This is a genomic window from Marivivens donghaensis (genome assembly GCF_011806565.1).
Classification (GTDB): Bacteria; Pseudomonadota; Alphaproteobacteria; order Rhodobacterales; family Rhodobacteraceae; genus Marivivens; species Marivivens donghaensis_A.
Window position 1 is genome coordinate 65,904 of record NZ_JAATOP010000011.1, and the last position, 17,165, is coordinate 83,068.

The following is a 17,165-nucleotide window of genomic DNA, read 5'->3' on the forward strand; positions in this document are numbered from 1 at the left end:
GGACCTCCGATTATGACCAAGACTTCGAACGCGATGTGGGGCGGGCGTTTCTCCGCCGGACCGGACGCCATCATGGAGGCGATCAACGCTTCCATCGATTTTGACAAGCGTCTGGCACGACAGGACATCGAGGGTTCCCGCGCCCACGCCGCGATGCTCGCCGCGCAGGGCATCATTACCGATAAAGATGCCGAAGCCATTCGGGAAGGCCTGCTCACCGTATTGTCAGAGATTGAAGCAGGTGATTTCCAGTTTTCAAAGGCGCTCGAAGACATTCACATGAATGTCGAAGCCCGCCTGAAAGAAATCATCGGCGAGCCTGCAGGTCGTCTTCACACTGCACGTAGCCGCAACGATCAGGTCGCCGTCGACTTCCGTCTGTGGGTTCGCGACCAGTGCGATGCCGTCGATGGCGCGCTCGAAGCCCTGATGAAGGCACTCATCGGTCAGGCCGAAGCCGCCGCTGATTGGGTGATGCCGGGCTTTACGCACCTGCAAACCGCGCAGCCCGTGACTTGGGGCCATCATATGCTGGCCTATGTCGAGATGTTGAACCGCGACCGTTCGCGTTTTGCCGATGCCCGCAAGCGCATGAACGAAAGCCCGCTGGGCGGGGCTGCGCTGGCAGGTACCGGTTTCAATATCGACCGCCACATGACCGCAGAGGCGCTGGGCTTCGACCGTCCGTCGGCCAACTCGCTCGATTCGACTTCGGATCGCGACTTCGCGCTCGAATTCCTCGCTGCCGCATCGATCTGCGCGATGCACCTCAGCCGTTTTGCCGAAGAGCTGGTCATCTGGTCCTCGGCCCAGTTCCGCTTTGTCGTGATGTCGGACCAGTGGTCGACCGGTTCGTCGATCATGCCGCAGAAGAAGAACCCCGATGCAGCCGAACTGATCCGCGCCAAAATCGGCCGTATCTTCGGTGCCAACGTCGCGCTGATGACCGTGATGAAGGGCCTTCCGCTGACCTATTCAAAGGACATGCAGGAAGACAAAGAGCAGGTCTTCGACGCCGCCGACAACCTGATGCTGTCGCTCGCCGCGATGACCGGCATGGTCGAAACCATGGCGCCGCAGCGTGAAAACCTGCGCAAGTCGGCGGCTTCGGGCTTCTCGACCGCGACCGACCTTGCCGACTGGCTGGTGCGCGAACTGGGCATGCCGTTCCGCGATGCCCACCACGTCACCGGCGCGCTTGTCGCGATGGCCGAGGGCAAGGGCTGCGACCTGCCTGACCTGACCATCGAAGACATGAAGTCCGTTCACGATAACATCAACGAAGGCGTCTTTGACGTTTTGACCGTTGAAGCATCGGTCATGTCGCGTCAAAGCTACGGCGGTACTTCACCTGTTCAGGTGAAAAAGCAGATCGCACGCTGGAAAGAGTTGCTCGCATGAAAACCGTTGTCGCTGTCCTGACCCTTGTCGCCCTCGCCGCTTGCGGTGCTGACGGTGCCCCGATCCGCCCTGTGGCGAACCTCGGGCTTACGGTGAACCAGAACGGACAGCTGGCCACTTCCTGCAACGTCGGCGGCACGAACGGTACCGTTTCGCTGAACGTGGCCTGCTGATGTCCCTGCTGCGCGGCATCTATATCGTCTTGGCTGTGTGGGGCGCGGTGCGTCCCATGCAGCACTTCATCACCTACATGCGCGAAAACCAAACCGGCCTCGGCGGTCTGATCGACGCATGGTATGTGAACGAGGCGACGACGGGCCTGACATGGGACCTGACGATTGCCGCGATTGCTCTGACGGTCTGGGTGCTGGCCGAGGTTTCGGTGCGACGCAACTGGTCCGCGCTGATCGCGATCCCCGCGACCTTCTGCATCGGTGTGAGCTGCGGCCTACCGCTCTACCTTTTCATGCGGACACGCCCTGTAAACTAAGGGCTTGGGGTTTCCGCCCGATTTGATATGAGACGTCCCGAAGCGCGGAGGGTCTCATGGATCATTTTATCTACCAGAATGGCGTGTTGCACGCCGAAGACGTTGCCATCACCGACATCGCCAAAGAGGTCGGAACGCCGTTCTACGTCTATTCCAAGGCCACACTTCTGCGTCATTTCCAGGTTTTCGATGAATCGCTCGAAGGCATGGAGCACCTCGTTTGCTTCGCGATGAAGTCGCTGTCGAACATCGCCGTGCTCAAGCTGCTCGGTCAGGCGGGGGCTGGCATCGACGTTGTGTCAATTGGCGAATACCTCCGCGCCAAGGCCGCCGGTATCTCGGGCGACAAGATCGTGTTTTCGGGCGTCGGCAAAACCCGCGAAGAAATGCGTATCGCCATCGAAGGCGGCATCCGTCAGTTCAACGTGGAATCCGAGCCGGAGATGGAAGCGCTGTCCGAAGTCGCCGTATCGCTCGGCGCTGTGGCTCCGATCACTATCCGCGTGAACCCCGACGTCGATGCGAAGACCCACGCCAAGATTGCGACCGGCAAGAAAGAGAACAAGTTCGGTATCCCGATCAGCCGCGCGCGCGAGGTCTACGCACGCGCCGCCGAGCTGGACGGTCTGAAGGTCGTCGGCATCGACGTGCACATCGGCTCGCAGTTGACCGACCTCGAACCGTTCCGTCTGGCCTATCGCAAAGTAGCCGAACTGACGGAAACGCTCCGCGCAGACGGTCACCAGATCACCCGCCTCGATCTGGGCGGCGGTCTGGGCATTCCCTACACCCGCTCGAACGAGGTGCCGCCGCTGCCGATGGACCTCGGTCAGGTCATCCGCGAAGAAGTCGGCCACCTCGGCTGCGAGGTCGAGATCGAACCGGGCCGACTTATCGCGGGTAACTCCGGTCTTCTGGTGTCCGAGGTTATCTACGTCAAGGAAGGCGAGGACCGCCGTTTCCTCATCATCGACGCAGCCATGAACGACCTGCTGCGCCCCGCGATGTACGATGCTCACCACGATATCGAGCCCGTTATCGAACCTGCTGCGGGTGCCGAGAAGACCAACTTCGATGTAGTCGGTCCGATCTGCGAGTCCGGCGATACCTTCGCCAAGGGCCGCGAGATGACCGACCTTAACCCCGGTGATCTGATCGCGTTCCGCTCTGCCGGTGCTTATGGCGCAGTGATGGCGAGCGAATATAACTCGCGTCCGCTGATACCCGAGGTGCTGGTCGACGGCGATAAATTTGCAGTTATCCGCCGACGCCCCACCTATGAAGAGATGATCGCTCGCGATATCGTTCCCGAGTGGCTCTGACGTGTTAAAGGTCGGAGCGAACCGACCGGAGTAAGCACACTGACCGATCCAACACGCAGTCTATCGCACTTGCGTCTACCAGTACTCGCAACCCGCATCGGCCTCTTGGCCGAGCGCATCGTGCGTTCGTACTGGCCGGTCTGGACGGTGGCTTTCTTCCTACTCGCGCCGCTGATGTTCGGCTGGCAGGATTTCCTGCCGCTGGAAGCGTTCTGGGCAATTATCGCCACAGGCATCGTGGCGCTCGCGGTGACGCTCTACCTCGGTTGGCGCAAATTCCATTTCCCGACCGAAGCCGAAGCCATCGCCCGCGTCGACGGTGCGCTCGAAGGCCGCCCGATTTCCGCGCTGAACGACGCGCAAGCGATCGGCAGCACCGACGAAGCGTCGAAAGCCGTCTGGGCCGTGCACCTCGAACGTATGCTCCACCGCACCCGCGACGCGCGGCCCGTGTCGCCTGACCTGCGGGTATCGGAGCGCGATCCGTTTGGCGTCCGCTATATGGCGCTGCTGTTTTTCCTCGTTGCTGTGATGTTCGGATCGGTCTGGCGCATCGGCACTGTGGCCGAGATTGCACAGAACGGCACGCCGACCGCTGCCGTGATGGGGCCGACGTGGGAGGGCTGGATCGAACCGCCCGCATATACCGGAATGCCGACGCTGTATCTTCCCGACCTGACGACCGACCGGATCGAAGTGCTCTCCGGCTCGAAAATCACCGTGAGGTTCTACGGCGATATCGGTGATCTGACGCTGGCCGAGACGGTCTCTGCCCGCGCAGGGTCCGACGTTCCGCCCGCGTCGCAACAGCAGCAATCGTTCAACGTCCAGCAGGGCGGGAAGATTGACATCACGGGGCAAGGTGGCCGCAGCTGGGACGTGACGCTTTTGCCCGACAATGCTCCTTCGGTGAGGTTGGATGGAGAGATAGAGGTCGACGCAAAGGGCGTCATGACCCAGCCGTTCCATGCCAGCGATGACTACGGTGTGGTCGGCGGGACCGCCACATTCACGCTCGATATGTCCCGTTTGGACCGCCACCACGGCCTGCTGACCGACCCCGATCCGCACGAGCCGCTGATTGTCGATATCCCGCTTCCGATTACAGGTGACCGCAGCGATTTCGACGCCTCGCTTGTCGAGGATTTCAGCGAAGAACCGATCGCCAACCTTCCCGTCGTGATGCAGATCGCGGCGGAAGATGCAGCTGGCAATGTCGCGACGAGCGAACCCCACGAAATCATCCTTCCCGGTCGCCGCTTCTTCGAACCTATCGCCAAGTCAGTGATCGAGATGCGCCGCGATCTGCTTTGGGCCAAGGCCAATGCTCCGCGTGTTACGCAAATCCTGCGCGCGCTGTCGGCCAAGCCCGAAGAACTGTTCACCGACATGGAGCCTTACGTCGCCATCCGCGATGCCATCGTGACGCTTGAAAACGGGATTGAGGCGGGCCTCAGCGATGAGGTCCAGAACGACGTGGCCGCGCAGCTGTGGGCGATTGCCGTCGATCTAGAGGAAGGCTCTCTGGCGAACGCGCTGGAGCGTCTGAACCGTGCCCGCGAGCGTTTGAATGAAGCGATGCGCAACGGCGCCAGCCCTGAGGAAATTCAGGAACTGATGGATGAACTGCGCGAGGCGACCGAAGCCTACACGCAGATGCTTGCCGATCAGGCCGGCGCGCCCGAAGACCAGACAGACAGTCCCGATCAAAGGCAGGGCAATTCGATGACGTTCACTCAGGACGAAATCAACGCTCTGATGGACCGCATTCAGGAGCTGATGTCCGAAGGCAAAATGGCCGAGGCGCAGGAGTTGATGCAGCAACTCAACGACCTCATCGACAATATGCAGGTCCAGCAGGGCCAAGGGCAGGACGGGCCGCGCACGCAGGGTGAGCGGTCGATGGAAGAGCTTGGCGATACCTTGCAGGAACAGCAGGAGCTGTCCGACGATGCCTTCCGCGACCTGCAAGAACAGTTCAATCCTGGCATGACACAGGACGGCGAGCCGCAGTTTGGTCAGGAAGAGGATGGCGGCGAGCAAGACGAAGGCCAAGGCGAACAGAGCCTTGCGGATCGCCAGCAGGCCCTCCGTAACATGCTCGAACGCCAGCGTCACAATCTGCCTGCGCTGACCGGCGAGGAAGCCGAGATTATGCGACGCTCGCTCGAAAATGCAGACCGTGCGATGGACGAGGCAGAACAGGCGCTCCGCGACAACAACATGTCCGAGGCGCTGGATCGTCAGGCCGAAGCGCTCGATAGTCTGCGCGAAGGGATGCGCAATCTTGGTCAGGCGTTGACCAACAATCGCGAGCGTGAAGAGGGCTCGGGCAATGACCGCGCAGGTGCGACGCGCGGCAGTGACCAACAGGCGCAGAACACCGATCCGCTGGGTCGCCAGCTGGGTCAGTCGGGCCGTTCGGATACCGACCGCGGGATGCTTCAGGACGAGGACGTTTACCGCCGTGCGGGCGAGTTGCTCGATGAAATCCGCCGCCGTGCAGGTGAGCTTAATCGTTCGGAAGACGAACGCAGCTATCTTGAGCGGCTACTCGATCAGTTCTGATCAGGCAGCTTCGGCAAGAAGCCCCTGCACCCATATATCAAGCGCATTGCGCAGGCCGTCGACCCACACAACGTAGCTGTCGAGGTAAGGCTCAGCCATCGGCAGCGACAACGCTATCTGCGCGGCAAGCACGTAGACGGTCACCGCGACAGCAGAGATCAGGATCATGCCGAAGAAGCCAGTACGGAAACCGCGACGGCGATCCTGAACGGCTTCGGTCGGCGACGGCTCGTTCTCTGCGCGGTCACTTGCTGGGCGCAGGGTCGAATTGATCTCTTCGATATCCGGCAGCAAATCACGGCGGGGCGTGTCAGGATCGGCCGGCTGCTCACCGCGAAGACGCGCCATTCTCGCGCGCGCTTCGGCAGCGCGGCGCTCTTCGAGCGAAGACGGCTCTTCGAGGCCAAGCTCGGTCTGGGTTTCAAAAAAACCTTCAGGTTCGGGATTGGCGGCGCGGCGTTCGGCCTCGCGTTCTGCCTCAGCCTTCAGGATTTCGGCGACATCGGGGTCGATCGACCGACGCGGACCGGAGGGCGCAACGAAATCGTCGTCATCATCCTCGTCTTCGTAGTCGTCGTATTCGGGCGCCACCGGAGGCGCGACAGGTGCGGCAGGCGCAGCACGTTCGGTGGCGCGGGGCGGAACGGGCGGCGGAGGAGCAACGGGCTCTTCGACTTCGACTTCGGGGATCGAAATACCAGCGTCGGACAATTCGAACGTCTCGGAATCGCCCGGCTTTTCGAACCAGGTGTGCGCACAGTTCGAACACTGGACGTCGCGGCCCCCATCGGGGATCACGTCATCGGGTACTTCGTATTGTGCTCCGCAATTCGGGCAAATCAGACGCATTACAGTTTCCCAATCTGCCGCGAGAACGCGGACGGTCTTGAATTCCTTCCATTACTAACAACCACAAAGCGCGGACAAAAGCAAAACCACGCCCAACCGATGTCGGGACAATTGAATTCGGCTGATCTTTTGGGCAGAAGACACAGGCACCGGGGCGAAAGGACCAATCTTTGATAGAACTCGACCGAGTCGCATACTCTTACGGCGGGGCTGAACTGTTTTCGAACGTGTCGCTTACACTTGCCCCCGGCTCATTCCAATTCCTCACCGGCCCGTCTGGCGCGGGCAAGACGACGTTGCTGAAGCTCTGCTACGGCGAGCTGGTCGCGACCGCTGGTCATGTGCGCCTGTTCGGGAAAAACGTGCGCGAATTGCAGCGTGACGATATCGCGCTCTCGCGCCGGAACATCGGGGTCGTCCATCAGGACTGCCAGTTCCTCGACCACCTGAGCGTTGCCGAGAACGTCGCGTTGCCGCTCACTGTTGCTGGCCGTGCGGATGAGGCGAGTGAATACCTTGAGGATCTGCTGAGCTGGGTGGGTCTGCGCAATCAGGCTGGCCAGCGTCCGCCAGAACTGTCCGGCGGTGAACGTCAGCGGGCGGCACTGGCCCGCGCGGTCATCATCTCGCCCGACGTCATCATCGCGGACGAGCCAACCGGCAATATCGACTGGGAAATGTCCCAGCGTCTGCTGAAGCTTCTTGTCGAGCTGAACCGCATGGGCAAAACGATCCTGCTGGCGACGCACGATCTGAACCTGATCCGTCAGGCGTCCAAGATGCAGGTGCAGGCCCGCGTTCTGCGCCTGATGAACCAGCGTCTGCATGTAGCTGGGGTCGATCTATGATCGCTGTCATCCGCCGTTATTTCTCGATGCTCGCAGGCGACCCGCTAGCTGACCGTTCGGTTCCGCCAACGGGTTTCACCGCGAACCTGACCGTTTTCACTTCGGGCGCGATGGCGTTCCTTGCGGTGTTTGCGCTGGCGCTTGGCCTAGCTGCTGGCCAGCTCGCGGACCGCTGGGCATCAGAGCTTGCTCGCACTTCGACGCTCCGTATTTCGGCGCCTGCCGATCAGCTGGATGCGCAGGTGGCGGCTGCGGTGAACCTGCTCGAAACGACTCCGGGCGTGGCGAGTGCCCGTGCATTGGACATGGCCGAGCAGCAGGCACTGCTGGAACCGTGGTTCGGTCCCGACTTGCCCATCGACACCCTGCCGATCCCGCGTCTGATCGAAGTTGTGGAGGAGGGCGCGGGCTATGATGCCACCGGCCTTCGTGCGCGTCTTCAGGCCGAAGTTCCGGGTGCGATCCTTGACGACCACACTCGTTGGCGGGAGCCGCTGGTTGCCGCTGCCGACCGCCTTCGCCTTCTGTCGATCCTGTCGATTGCGCTGATCGCAACAGCCACCGCTGCCATGATCACTCTGGCGGCAAATGCTGCGCTTGCTGCGAATGCGCAGGTGATCAAAGTGATGCGCCTCGTCGGCGCGCGCGACATCTACATCGCGGGTGCGTTCGTGCGCCGCTTCACCATTCGCGCGTTCGGTGGCTCTGCCATCGGTGCGCTGGCTGGCACGCTGGCCGTTCTACTCCTCCCAAGCAGTGACGTTGCGGGCGGCTTCCTGACGGGGCTGAGTTTCAGCGGTGCGTCGTGGTTCGCGCCTGCCTCCATTCCGCTGCTGGCTGCGGTCGTCGCGTTCCTCGCGACCCGTTCGGCTGCGCTTCGTACATTGAGGGCACTTTCATGAGCAACGCGATCCAGTGGGTTCGTTCCTTTATTTTCATCGTGATCGCCTATTTCCTGATGCTGGTCATCGCGATCGTCTTCCTGCCTTGGGCGCTCTTTGACCGTCGCGGCGCATTCGCTGCTGCCCACGCGTGGTGCAAATGGGTGCGGTGGTCCGCGCGGTGGATGGTGGGCCTCGACACCGAAATTCGCGGCACTCCGCCGACCGGAGAGGTGCTGATCGTCGGCAAGCACCAGTCGTTCCTCGATATCATCCTGATTTACTCGGCCGTTCCGCGCGGTAAGTTCATCATGAAAAAGGAACTGATATGGGCGCCGATCGTCGGTCAGTACGGCAAGATGATGGGCTGCATTGCCGTGGATCGCGGCAAGCGCGGCGCGGCGATCAAAAAGATGGTCGCCGAGGTCAACGCCGGTCGTCGAGATCCGGGCCAGCTGATCATCTTCCCGCAGGGCACCCGTGTGGAGCCAGGTGACAAGAAGCCGTACAAGATCGGTTCTGCGGTGCTCTACGGCGAAATGGGCACTGACTGCGTACCTGTGGCCTGCAATGTCGGGATGTTCTGGCCCGCCCACGGCATCATGCGCCGCAAGGGCACTGCGGTGATCGAGTTCCTGCCGACCATCAAACCGGGTCTGAGCACCAAGGAATTCATGGCGACGCTCGAAAACACCATCGAGACGCACTCCAACGCACTGATGGACGAAGCCCGCGCCCAACTTTCGCGCTGAAGCGTCCGGCACACGAAAAAGCCGCGCGGCCCATTCGGATCGCGCGGCTTTTTCGTGTCTGGAGTTGCTTAGGCGGCCAGGCCCTTGGCGCCCATGTTCAGGAATTTCTTGCGGCGGGCATCGCGGATCTCGGTGCCGTCCTTGCCGTTCATGTCTTTCAGCATCGAGGCGATGGTGTCTTTAACCGCGTTGATCGCAGCGTCCGCGTCGCGGTGTGCGCCGCCAAGCGGCTCTTTGATGATGCGGTCGATGATGCCCAGCTCATTGAGGTTCTGGGCGGTCAGGCGCAGCGCCTCGGCGGCTTCGCGCATCTTGTCCGAATCTTTCCAGAGGATCGACGCGCAGCCTTCCGGCGAGATGACTGAGTAGATCGCGTGCTCCAGCATCGCGACGCGGTTGGCGGTCGCGAAGGCGACAGCGCCGCCCGAACCACCTTCACCGATGATGATCGAAATCATCGGAACTTTGATCGACAGGCATTTTTCGGTCGAGCGGGCGATAGCTTCGGACTGGCCGCGCTCTTCAGCGCCCTTGCCCGGATATGCGCCAGCGGTGTCGACGAGCGTGATGACCGGCAGGCCGAAACGGTCCGCGAGGTCCATCAAGCGGATCGCTTTGCGGTAACCTTCGGGGCGGGCCATGCCGAAGTTGTGCTCGATGCGGCTCTTGGTGTCGTGGCCTTTTTCGTGGCCGATGACGACGACAGGCTGGCCGTTAAAGCGCGCGAGGCCGCCCATAACGGCAAGGTCGTCGGCAAAGTTACGGTCACCGGCGAGCGGGGTGTATTCGTCGAACAGCGCGTCGATGTAGTCGCGGCAGTGCGGGCGCTCGGGGTGACGGGCGACCTGACATTTGCGCCACGGGGTGAGCGAGCCATAAAGCTGTGCAAGCAGGTCGGACGCTTTCTTGTCCAGGCCGGCGGCTTCTTTTTCGACATCCATCTCGGGATTGTTGCGCGCCAGTGCGCGGAGTTCTTCGGCCTTGCCTTCGATTTCGGCGAGCGGTTTTTCAAACTCGAGGTAGATGGTCATCGGGTGCCTTCCGGACTGCTATAATGCGTTCGATATAATGGTGCATCGGTGGGGTTTGCAACTCGGCTACCGATAATGGGCATAAAGCCGAGGAACAAGTTGTTCCCGTAGGGGCAATTTGGCAGGCTTTCACCATACGGCAAGGGAGGACGTCATGAAACGTATCATCACCGGCGCGATTTGCTCGCTTATGCTTGGATCGCCCGTCTGGGCGCAGGGTAAGGTCGACTTCGGCAGCGACTCGAGCATGTTTGCGAACGATGGCGAATGTGACGACCCCCGCTTTGAAGGCACGGGCATGACGGCGACGCCTTTGCTTGATGACGATATCATGGCGGATGCGACTGACTGCCGGAACGCGTTCAACGCCGGAACGATCACGATAAAACCCGCTCCTGGCACCGACGAGCTGGCGGTCTACGAGATGATCGACGGTATCATCTTTGGCGATGACACCAGCGAGTGGGCCAAGGACGGGGAGTGCGACGACCGCCGCTTCTTCGGGCGCGGCATGGCGTCGGTTCTGGACTGGAGCAATGTTGGCATGGACCGCACCGACTGCCTAAACGCCTATGTCGACGGCAATCTGGAGCTTTGGAATGCGGAGCGGTCAATGCGGGCGACCAGCTGTGATGCGATCGATTTCGGCGACGACGAAGGGGAGTACCCCTTCGACAGCCAGTGCGACGATCCGCGGTTTGAGGGTCTGAGCGAGGCGATGTCGGTCGTGTCGGACACGATTGGTCACGACGCGACCGACTGCCAGCGGGCTTGTGTGTTCGGGACGGTGTCGCTCCGAAATTACTGAGCGGCGATCATTTCCGACTGACGGACGATGACTTCGGCCTGCTTGATCGACGCGATGTCGACGAGGCGGCCTTTGTAAACGGTCGCGCCTTCGCCGCGTGCTTTGGCGTCTTCCATCGCGGCGAGGATTTCGCGGGCCTCTGTGACGGCCTCATCCGACGGGGTGAAGACTTCGTTGGCGAGTGCGATCTGCTTGGGATGGATCGCCCATTTGCCGACCATGCCGAGCGTGGCCGAGCGGCGGGCCTGAGCGCGGTAACCTTCGTCGTCGGAGAAATCGCCGAACGGCCCGTCGACCGGCAGAACGCCGTGGGTGCGGCAAGCGGCAACAATGGCGGCCTGTGCCCAGTGCCAAGGGTCCGAGAAGTGGCGGTTCTCGCCGTGCTGCATGTAGTAGTTTTCCTGCGTGCCGCCGATGCCTGTGGTCTGCATTCCCATCGAGGCAGCGAAGTCGGCAGCGCCGAGGCTCATGGCCTGAAGGCGGGGGGAGGACGCTGCGATTTCTTCGACGTGCGCAATGCCCGCGGCGGATTCGATGATGACTTCGAAGCTGATCGGCTTGGTGCGGCCCTTGGCGCGCTCAATGGCGGTCACGAGGGCATCGACGGCGTAGACATCTGCCGCACATCCGACCTTGGGGATCATGATCTGATCGAGGCGGTCGCCGGCCTGCTCCATCAGGTCGACGACATCGCGGTACCAATATGGCGTATCAAGGCCGTTGATGCGAACGGACAGATATTTGTTGCCCCAGTCCACCGTGTTGATCGCTTCGATAGCGTTGGCGCGGGCCATATCCTTGTCAGAGGGCGCAACCGAATCCTCGAGGTCGATGTTGATGATGTCAGCGGCGCTCGCAGCCATTTTGGCGAACAGCTTCGTGTTCGAGGCGGGGCCAAATAGCTGGCAACGGTTCGGACGGGCGGGAGCAGCGGGCTGGATTCGGAAGGACATAAAATTCTCCGAGCAATGATGTTACTTAACAGTTCTGCTTTTGGTTATTAAATTGCCCGATGGTGTGCAAGGTCATTTTGCATTTGCAGCATAAATACGCAGCTAAGGACGCAAGCGGATAGGGGCCAATACTTTCGAGATGTGGAAAACGTAAAGAACAAGACCTTCTGGCAATAGGAGGCATATTATACGAGTGAAATATTAGAGCCGATATTTTTGAACCCTTGGATTTGCTAGAAATATAAGTGCTATGAGTACCACTTTTCGCGAGTTGTTGACCCGGGTCGATGGCCCGACGCTGCTGGAGAAACTCGATCTCGGGCCCAGCGAGGTTCTTGATGACCTATGTGCGCTCGCTTGTGATCTGACCGGCATGGACGCCGCCGCTGTCGCGATGGCGCTCGACAAAGACATTTCCGTGATCGGGCATCATAAGATGCCTGCCACCCGCTTCCGTCGTTCGATCTATAATTCGATCCAGTAAAAGAATTTCATCGAAACAAACGAGCCACTGAAGGTTTTCCCGAACGCGCCGCTGTTTGACGGCGAAATCGCTCGCTTTACTTACACCGCCCGCGCCCGCGTGATGGTCGAGGGCGAGATGGTCGGCGGGTTCTTTGTCTACAGCAACAGGCAGCAAAAGCTGCGTGATCGCGAACTGCAAATGACACTGACCGATTTCGCAGGGATTGCCGCCGAAGTCGTGCTGTCCAAAGCGAGCCTCAAGTTGATGCTCAAAGACGTTTTCTCATTGGCGAGTAGGTGAGTAGATGCCGTCGATTGTAATCAGGAACCTTCTTAGATCCACGGACTCGGTTCGTATTCTGCAAGGGCTGAACCTCGGTCGACGTGCCACGTTCGACCGGCTCGCATCACTCGCGTGTCGTGCCACGGGCCGTTCGCGGGCTGCGTTCTACCTCAACCTCCGCTCGGTCGAATTCGTCATTGGTGCGCATGGAGATATAGTGAAGGAGCAGTGGGAGCGCGAATTGCCGCCGCATATCCATGACGCGGAATTCTTCGACATTGCCGATGCCATGCTTGTGCTGGGCGATCTGGATAGCGTGAACGGTAATTATTCCGTCACGAAAGGTCTGACGCTGGTGGGCGTCATGCATGAGGGTGTGAAGCTGGGGAACCTCGTTGTCGCGGATAGCGAAAATGCCGGACCATTGACGGACGCCGAAAAGTCGAGCTTGCTGAAGATCGCAAAGATGGCGGGCGAGATGATCGACTACTATTCGCAGATCGCGCTGCTGGCGCAGGATGCGCGGAAGATCGTCACCGAAACTTCAGTCTATTCGGTGTTGCCGCCTCACGGGGCTTGACGGTGGGTCAGGGTTGCCCGATGACGCTAGGCGTCACTTTTATCGGAGGATCCCATGACCCGCACCGTCTATGTCAATGGCGAGTATGTGCCCGAAACGGAAGCCAAAGTATCGATCTTTGACCGAGCGTTTCTCATGGCGGATGGCGTCTATGAAGTAACCTCCGTCATCGACGGCAAGCTCGTTGATTTCGACGGCCACGCCAAACGTCTGGAGCGTTCGCTTTCCGAGCTGGAAATGCGCAACCCCGTCACCATGGACGAGCTGCTGGAAATTCACCGCGAGCTGGTCAAGCGCAACGACCTCGAAGAGGGCGGCATCTACCTTCAGATCACCCGCGGCGCACCGGCTGACCGTGATTTCGCATGGCCGGATCCGGACGAAGTACCGTCAGGCATCGTGCTGTTCACCTTCGCCAAAAAGCTCGTTGAAATGCCGTCGATCAAGACTGGCATCAAAGTCATCTCGATCCCCGACGAGCGCTGGTCGCGCCGCGATATCAAGACAACCCAACTGCTCTACCCGTCGTGGGGCAAGATGATGGCCAAGAAGAAGGGCTGTGATGACGCGTGGATGGTCGAGGAAGGCGTCGTGACCGAAGGCACCTCGAACAACGCGTACATCGTCAAGGGCAACACGATCATCACCCGTGCTCTGTCGAACGACATCCTGCACGGCATCACCCGCGCTGCCGTTCTGCGTTTCGCCGAAGAAGCCCAGTTCAAAGTCGAAGAGCGCGATTTCACCATTGCCGAAGCGCAAGAGGCCGACGAGGCGTTCATCACCTCGGCAACGACCTTCGTGCAGCCGGTGGTGGAGATCGACGGCGCGGCCATCGGCACGGGCAAACCCGGCGATGTGTCGCTGCGCCTGCGCGAGATTTACATTGAGGAAAGCCTCAAGACCGCCAAGTAAACGAGAGGCCGCCTTCGGGCGGCCTTTTTATTTGAAGGCCACGAGGGTGATGTTGTCCAAGGTGATGACGCCGCCTTCGATCGCGGCGAGGATCTGATCGCCGTTGTAGACGACGGTCGCGGCCCCTTCGGTCACGAGGCGGATGTCGGCGGTTTCAGGCGACTCCATCTCGATCATGAGGGTATCCTCGGCTGGGACGAAATCCTTGATCCACGCCGGATCATTTTGGACATCCTCGACGCAGAACACATCTGCGCCTTCGCCGCCAATGCCGATGGCGCCCATCAGGTGCAATACGTCGTCTCCCGCGCCGCCGCTCAGGGTCGACATCAGGCCGCCGCGCATCACATCATCGCCGTTGCCGCCAAACAGGTGATTCCGCCCGAACACGTCGAAAATCCGGTCGTCGCCATCATCGCCGTAGAGCCAATCATAGCCGCTGCCGCCGTAGATGATGTCGTCGCCGTTGTCTCCGTGGACAGTGTCGGCGTCCGTGCCGCCTTCGATAAAGTCGTTGCCGTCCCCGCCGGAGATGATGTCGTCCCCGCCGTCACCTGCGATGATATCATTGCCACCATCGCCGGCGATCACGTCTTCATCCGCGCCGCCGCTGATCGTGTCTTCGCCGTTGCCGCCGTAGAGCGTGTCGTTTCCGTTGCCGCCTGCAAGCATATCGTCGCCATCACCGCCCGTAGCAGTGTCATCGCCGTTGCCAAGAAAGAAGCTGTCCGCGAGCGAGGTGCCGACGTAGTTATCGTCGCCATCATTGTCGTTGGTTCCGGTCGAGCCGCCTTCGTTTCCGTCGTCCGTGTTATCATCGGTCGACGAATCCATGACGATTGCGCTCGAGAAGAGCGCAACGCCAAGTGAAGCCAATAACAACGTGAGCAGCATAGTTCGTTACCATGAATCTATTCTGGCAACGGTAACGGCGGCTCAATGGCCCATTTGAGTCCCGTTATGCAAAAAGAGGGCCAGAACTATCCATCCTGGCCTAAAATCATAAACTATTTTGCCGTGTCACCGACGTTGCGCGCGAAAGCCTCTTTGAATTCGGCTTGTTTGCCCGCGTCCGCTTCGGTCTGGTGCAGGTCGCGCCATTCCTCGAATGGCATTCCGTAGAAGATTTCTCGCGCTTGGGCCTTGTCCATTTCGATGCCGCGCTCGTTCGCGGCCTCTTGATACCAACGCGACAGGCAATTGCGGCAAAAGCCTGCGAGGTTCATCATGTCGATGTTCTGCACATCGGTGCGATTTTCCATCAGGTGTTCGCGCAGGGCGCGGAATGCTGCGGCTTCGAGTTCGATGCGCGTCTGGTCGTCCATGATTACTCCTCCTGAAATGCCTTTTGGCGGTCTGCCGCTTAAGGATAACGTTCGTGACACTCTGTAAGGTAGGGATTTGAGGTCACATCTCTAGGCGGGTGGTGTCATATTTTCGTAGGTTCGAATAGTCTAGTTGAGGCCGAAGAGCTTTTGCGCAATAAGGGGCGCAAATGGTGCGTTAGCGTTAACGGACCTTATCACACGGCAGATACGAGGACTTAGGGATGAAACGTCACCGCAACGTAAAGATCGTTGCTACGCTGGGCCCGGCTTCCAGCAGCTACGAAATGATCCGCGCACTTCATGAGGCAGGAGCCGACGTGTTCCGCCTGAACATGAGCCACGGTGAGCACAGCGAGATCCAAGCGCGCTACGATATCATCCGTCAGGTCGAGAAAGACTGCGGCGGCGCGATCGGCATTCTCGCCGACCTTCAGGGACCGAAGCTGCGCGTCGGCGTTTTCAAAAACGGCGAAGAGATGCTAGAAGTCGGTCAGGACTTCCGCCTCGACCTCAAGGACGAAGAAGGCGACAGCACCCGAGTCAAACTTCCGCACAAGGAAATCTTCGACGCTCTCGAGCCGGGTGCGAACCTGCTGGTGAACGACGGTAAAATCCGCCTCAAGGTCAAAGACTGCGGCCGTGATTTCGCTGATTGCGAAGTTACCGTCGGCGGCATTATCTCGAACCGCAAGGGCGTGAACGTTCCTGACGTCGTGCTGCCGGTTCCCGCACTGTCGGACAAGGACCGCAAGGACCTCGAGTTCGTTTGTGGCCTCGGCGTCGACTGGCTGGCTCTGTCGTTCGTTCAGCGTCCGTCGGACATGGAAGAAGCCCGCGCGCTGTGCAACGGTCGCGCTGCTATCCTCGCGAAAATCGAAAAGCCGGCCGCTGTCAAAGCATTCGACGACATTCTCGCAGTCTCCGACGGCATCATGGTTGCTCGTGGTGACCTTGGCGTCGAACTGCCGGTTGCCAACGTGCCGCCGATCCAGAAGCGCCTGATCCGCAAGTGCCGCGCTGCTGCCAAGCCGGTTATCGTTGCGACCCAGATGCTCGAATCGATGATCGAAAGCCCGATGCCGACCCGTGCGGAAGTTTCGGACGTTGCGACCGCGATTTACGAAGGCGCAGACGCGATCATGCTTTCGGCAGAATCGGCCGCTGGTCAGTTCCCGGTCGAAGCTGTGACCACCATGAACAACGTCGCCAATGAAGTGGAATCGGACCCGACCTACGTCGAGATCATCGAATCCCAGCGCCGTATCGCGCACGAGACCGTCGCCGACGGCATCGTTTCGGCGGCTCGCGAAATTGCTGAAAAGACCAAGATCGCCGCGATCTGCTGCTTCTCGCAGTCGGGTACCACGGCTCTGCTCGTGTCGCGTGAACGTCCGCGCGTTCCGATCATTGCCCTCACCACGTTCGAGCGCACCGCGCGCCGTCTGTGCCTGAGCTGGGGTGTGAACACCGCGATGACCGACAGCGTTGACCGCTTCAAGTCGGCCGTCATCGGTGCGATCCGTGCAGCCAAGGCCGAAGGCTTCGCCGAAGAGTCGGATAAGATCATCGTCACCGCCGGTGTTCCGTTCAACACGCCGGGTTCGACGAACATCCTGCGCGTCGCTCCGTGCGAAGAACGTTTGATCCACAGCGCCGATAATGAGTAAGGTATCCTTATTCATTAGGTAATG

Annotated in this window: 19 protein-coding genes; 14 read left to right on the forward strand and 5 right to left on the reverse strand. The window is 60.2% G+C overall.

The window, feature by feature from the left end:
* Positions 1-12: 12 nt before the first annotated feature.
* The 5 genes from argH (at position 13) to HCZ30_RS14255 (ending at position 5,781) form a co-directional block, all read left to right on the forward strand.
* Positions 13-1,401: an argininosuccinate lyase gene (gene argH, locus HCZ30_RS14235; protein WP_167638972.1), complete on the forward strand. Its 1,389-nt coding sequence runs from the start codon at positions 13-15 to the stop codon at positions 1,399-1,401.
* The gene (locus tag HCZ30_RS14240; protein WP_167638973.1) at positions 1,398-1,574 is read left to right on the forward strand and encodes a hypothetical protein; all 177 of its coding nucleotides are present in this window, start codon (positions 1,398-1,400) and stop codon (positions 1,572-1,574) included. Before argH ends, HCZ30_RS14240 begins: the two co-directional genes overlap by 4 nt.
* The gene (locus HCZ30_RS14245) at positions 1,574-1,891 is read left to right on the forward strand and encodes a DUF2834 domain-containing protein (protein ID WP_167638974.1); all 318 of its coding nucleotides are present in this window, start codon (positions 1,574-1,576) and stop codon (positions 1,889-1,891) included. Before HCZ30_RS14240 ends, HCZ30_RS14245 begins: the two co-directional genes overlap by 1 nt.
* A 56-nt stretch (positions 1,892-1,947) precedes the next feature.
* On the forward strand, positions 1,948-3,213 hold the full coding sequence (lysA, locus tag HCZ30_RS14250; RefSeq protein ID WP_167638975.1) for a diaminopimelate decarboxylase: 1,266 nt from the start codon (positions 1,948-1,950) through the stop codon (positions 3,211-3,213).
* A gap of 69 nt (positions 3,214-3,282) precedes the next feature.
* Positions 3,283-5,781 carry a DUF4175 domain-containing protein gene (locus HCZ30_RS14255; protein ID WP_246212849.1) on the forward strand — a complete coding sequence of 833 codons (2,499 nt, stop codon included), beginning with the start codon at positions 3,283-3,285 and terminating at the stop codon, positions 5,779-5,781.
* On the opposite strand, the gene HCZ30_RS14260 is transcribed toward HCZ30_RS14255, so the two are convergent.
* The gene (locus tag HCZ30_RS14260) at positions 5,782-6,630 is read right to left on the reverse strand and encodes a zinc-ribbon domain-containing protein (protein ID WP_167638976.1); all 849 of its coding nucleotides are present in this window, start codon (positions 6,628-6,630) and stop codon (positions 5,782-5,784) included.
* A 170-nt stretch (positions 6,631-6,800) separates the two neighbouring features.
* On the opposite strand from HCZ30_RS14260, the gene HCZ30_RS14265 reads away from it, so the two are divergent.
* The 3 genes from HCZ30_RS14265 to HCZ30_RS14275 are packed head-to-tail and all read left to right on the forward strand — an operon-like array spanning position 6,801 to position 9,111.
* Entirely contained in the window at positions 6,801-7,478 is a 678-nt protein-coding gene (locus tag HCZ30_RS14265; protein ID WP_167638977.1) for a cell division ATP-binding protein FtsE, read from the forward strand.
* The gene (locus HCZ30_RS14270) at positions 7,475-8,380 is read left to right on the forward strand and encodes a cell division protein FtsX (RefSeq protein ID WP_167638978.1); all 906 of its coding nucleotides are present in this window, start codon (positions 7,475-7,477) and stop codon (positions 8,378-8,380) included. Before HCZ30_RS14265 ends, HCZ30_RS14270 begins: the two co-directional genes overlap by 4 nt.
* Positions 8,377-9,111: a lysophospholipid acyltransferase family protein gene (locus HCZ30_RS14275; protein WP_167638979.1), complete on the forward strand. Its 735-nt coding sequence runs from the start codon at positions 8,377-8,379 to the stop codon at positions 9,109-9,111. The genes HCZ30_RS14270 and HCZ30_RS14275 overlap by 4 nt, the downstream gene beginning before the upstream one ends.
* A gap of 68 nt (positions 9,112-9,179) precedes the next feature.
* Here the strand turns inward: HCZ30_RS14275 and HCZ30_RS14280 are convergent, their stop codons facing one another.
* Entirely contained in the window at positions 9,180-10,142 is a 963-nt protein-coding gene (locus HCZ30_RS14280; RefSeq protein WP_167638980.1) for an acetyl-CoA carboxylase carboxyltransferase subunit alpha, read from the reverse strand.
* Positions 10,143-10,296: 154 nt separating this feature from the next.
* Here HCZ30_RS14280 and HCZ30_RS14285 point away from each other — a divergent pair, with 154 nt between their 5' ends.
* Positions 10,297-10,950, forward strand: coding sequence for a hypothetical protein (locus HCZ30_RS14285; protein WP_246212851.1), 654 nt, complete (start codon positions 10,297-10,299; stop codon positions 10,948-10,950).
* Here the strand turns inward: HCZ30_RS14285 and HCZ30_RS14290 are convergent.
* The gene (locus HCZ30_RS14290) at positions 10,944-11,903 is read right to left on the reverse strand and encodes an L-malyl-CoA/beta-methylmalyl-CoA lyase (protein WP_167638981.1); all 960 of its coding nucleotides are present in this window, start codon (positions 11,901-11,903) and stop codon (positions 10,944-10,946) included. The genes HCZ30_RS14285 and HCZ30_RS14290 overlap by 7 nt on opposite strands.
* A 250-nt stretch (positions 11,904-12,153) precedes the next feature.
* Here HCZ30_RS14290 and HCZ30_RS14295 point away from each other — a divergent pair, with 250 nt between their 5' ends.
* The 4 genes from HCZ30_RS14295 (at position 12,154) to HCZ30_RS14310 (ending at position 14,146) form a co-directional block, all read left to right on the forward strand.
* On the forward strand, positions 12,154-12,387 hold the full coding sequence (locus HCZ30_RS14295; protein ID WP_167638982.1) for a hypothetical protein: 234 nt from the start codon (positions 12,154-12,156) through the stop codon (positions 12,385-12,387).
* Positions 12,388-12,486: 99 nt separating this feature from the next.
* A complete protein-coding gene (locus HCZ30_RS14300; protein WP_217703059.1) occupies positions 12,487-12,669 on the forward strand; it encodes a hypothetical protein in 183 nt (60 codons plus the stop codon).
* A 4-nt stretch (positions 12,670-12,673) separates the two neighbouring features.
* Positions 12,674-13,231, forward strand: a complete 558-nt coding sequence (locus tag HCZ30_RS14305; protein ID WP_167638984.1) for a hypothetical protein — start codon at positions 12,674-12,676, stop codon at positions 13,229-13,231.
* Positions 13,232-13,285: 54 nt separating this feature from the next.
* Positions 13,286-14,146, forward strand: coding sequence for a D-amino-acid transaminase (locus tag HCZ30_RS14310; protein WP_167638985.1), 861 nt, complete (start codon positions 13,286-13,288; stop codon positions 14,144-14,146).
* A gap of 27 nt (positions 14,147-14,173) precedes the next feature.
* Here the strand turns inward: HCZ30_RS14310 and HCZ30_RS14315 are convergent, their stop codons facing one another.
* Together HCZ30_RS14315 and HCZ30_RS14320 are read right to left on the reverse strand one after the other, a co-directional pair.
* On the reverse strand, positions 14,174-15,040 hold the full coding sequence (locus tag HCZ30_RS14315; protein WP_167638986.1) for a calcium-binding protein: 867 nt from the start codon (positions 15,038-15,040) through the stop codon (positions 14,174-14,176).
* Positions 15,041-15,153: 113 nt separating this feature from the next.
* Positions 15,154-15,471 carry a DUF1244 domain-containing protein gene (locus HCZ30_RS14320; RefSeq protein ID WP_167638987.1) on the reverse strand — a complete coding sequence of 106 codons (318 nt, stop codon included), beginning with the start codon at positions 15,469-15,471 and terminating at the stop codon, positions 15,154-15,156.
* Positions 15,472-15,695: 224 nt separating this feature from the next.
* Between HCZ30_RS14320 and pyk the strand changes: the two genes are divergently transcribed.
* Positions 15,696-17,141: a pyruvate kinase gene (pyk, locus tag HCZ30_RS14325; RefSeq protein ID WP_167638988.1), complete on the forward strand. Its 1,446-nt coding sequence runs from the start codon at positions 15,696-15,698 to the stop codon at positions 17,139-17,141.
* Positions 17,142-17,165: the final 24 nt, after the last annotated feature.

Coding starts and splice junctions, on each gene's coding strand:
- argH (WP_167638972.1), top strand. CDS start 13: ATGACCAAGACTTCGAACGCGATGTGGGGCGGGCGTTTCTCCGCCGGA.
- HCZ30_RS14240 (WP_167638973.1), top strand. CDS start 1,398: ATGAAAACCGTTGTCGCTGTCCTGACCCTTGTCGCCCTCGCCGCTTGC.
- HCZ30_RS14245 (WP_167638974.1), top strand. CDS start 1,574: ATGTCCCTGCTGCGCGGCATCTATATCGTCTTGGCTGTGTGGGGCGCG.
- lysA (WP_167638975.1), top strand. CDS start 1,948: ATGGATCATTTTATCTACCAGAATGGCGTGTTGCACGCCGAAGACGTT.
- HCZ30_RS14260 (WP_167638976.1), bottom strand. CDS start 6,630: ATGCGTCTGATTTGCCCGAATTGCGGAGCACAATACGAAGTACCCGAT.
- HCZ30_RS14270 (WP_167638978.1), top strand. CDS start 7,475: ATGATCGCTGTCATCCGCCGTTATTTCTCGATGCTCGCAGGCGACCCG.
- HCZ30_RS14275 (WP_167638979.1), top strand. CDS start 8,377: ATGAGCAACGCGATCCAGTGGGTTCGTTCCTTTATTTTCATCGTGATC.
- HCZ30_RS14280 (WP_167638980.1), bottom strand. CDS start 10,142: ATGACCATCTACCTCGAGTTTGAAAAACCGCTCGCCGAAATCGAAGGC.
- HCZ30_RS14285 (WP_246212851.1), top strand. CDS start 10,297: ATGAAACGTATCATCACCGGCGCGATTTGCTCGCTTATGCTTGGATCG.
- HCZ30_RS14290 (WP_167638981.1), bottom strand. CDS start 11,903: ATGTCCTTCCGAATCCAGCCCGCTGCTCCCGCCCGTCCGAACCGTTGC.
- HCZ30_RS14295 (WP_167638982.1), top strand. CDS start 12,154: ATGAGTACCACTTTTCGCGAGTTGTTGACCCGGGTCGATGGCCCGACG.
- HCZ30_RS14305 (WP_167638984.1), top strand. CDS start 12,674: ATGCCGTCGATTGTAATCAGGAACCTTCTTAGATCCACGGACTCGGTT.
- HCZ30_RS14310 (WP_167638985.1), top strand. CDS start 13,286: ATGACCCGCACCGTCTATGTCAATGGCGAGTATGTGCCCGAAACGGAA.
- HCZ30_RS14315 (WP_167638986.1), bottom strand. CDS start 15,040: ATGCTGCTCACGTTGTTATTGGCTTCACTTGGCGTTGCGCTCTTCTCG.
- HCZ30_RS14320 (WP_167638987.1), bottom strand. CDS start 15,471: ATGGACGACCAGACGCGCATCGAACTCGAAGCCGCAGCATTCCGCGCC.
- pyk (WP_167638988.1), top strand. CDS start 15,696: ATGAAACGTCACCGCAACGTAAAGATCGTTGCTACGCTGGGCCCGGCT.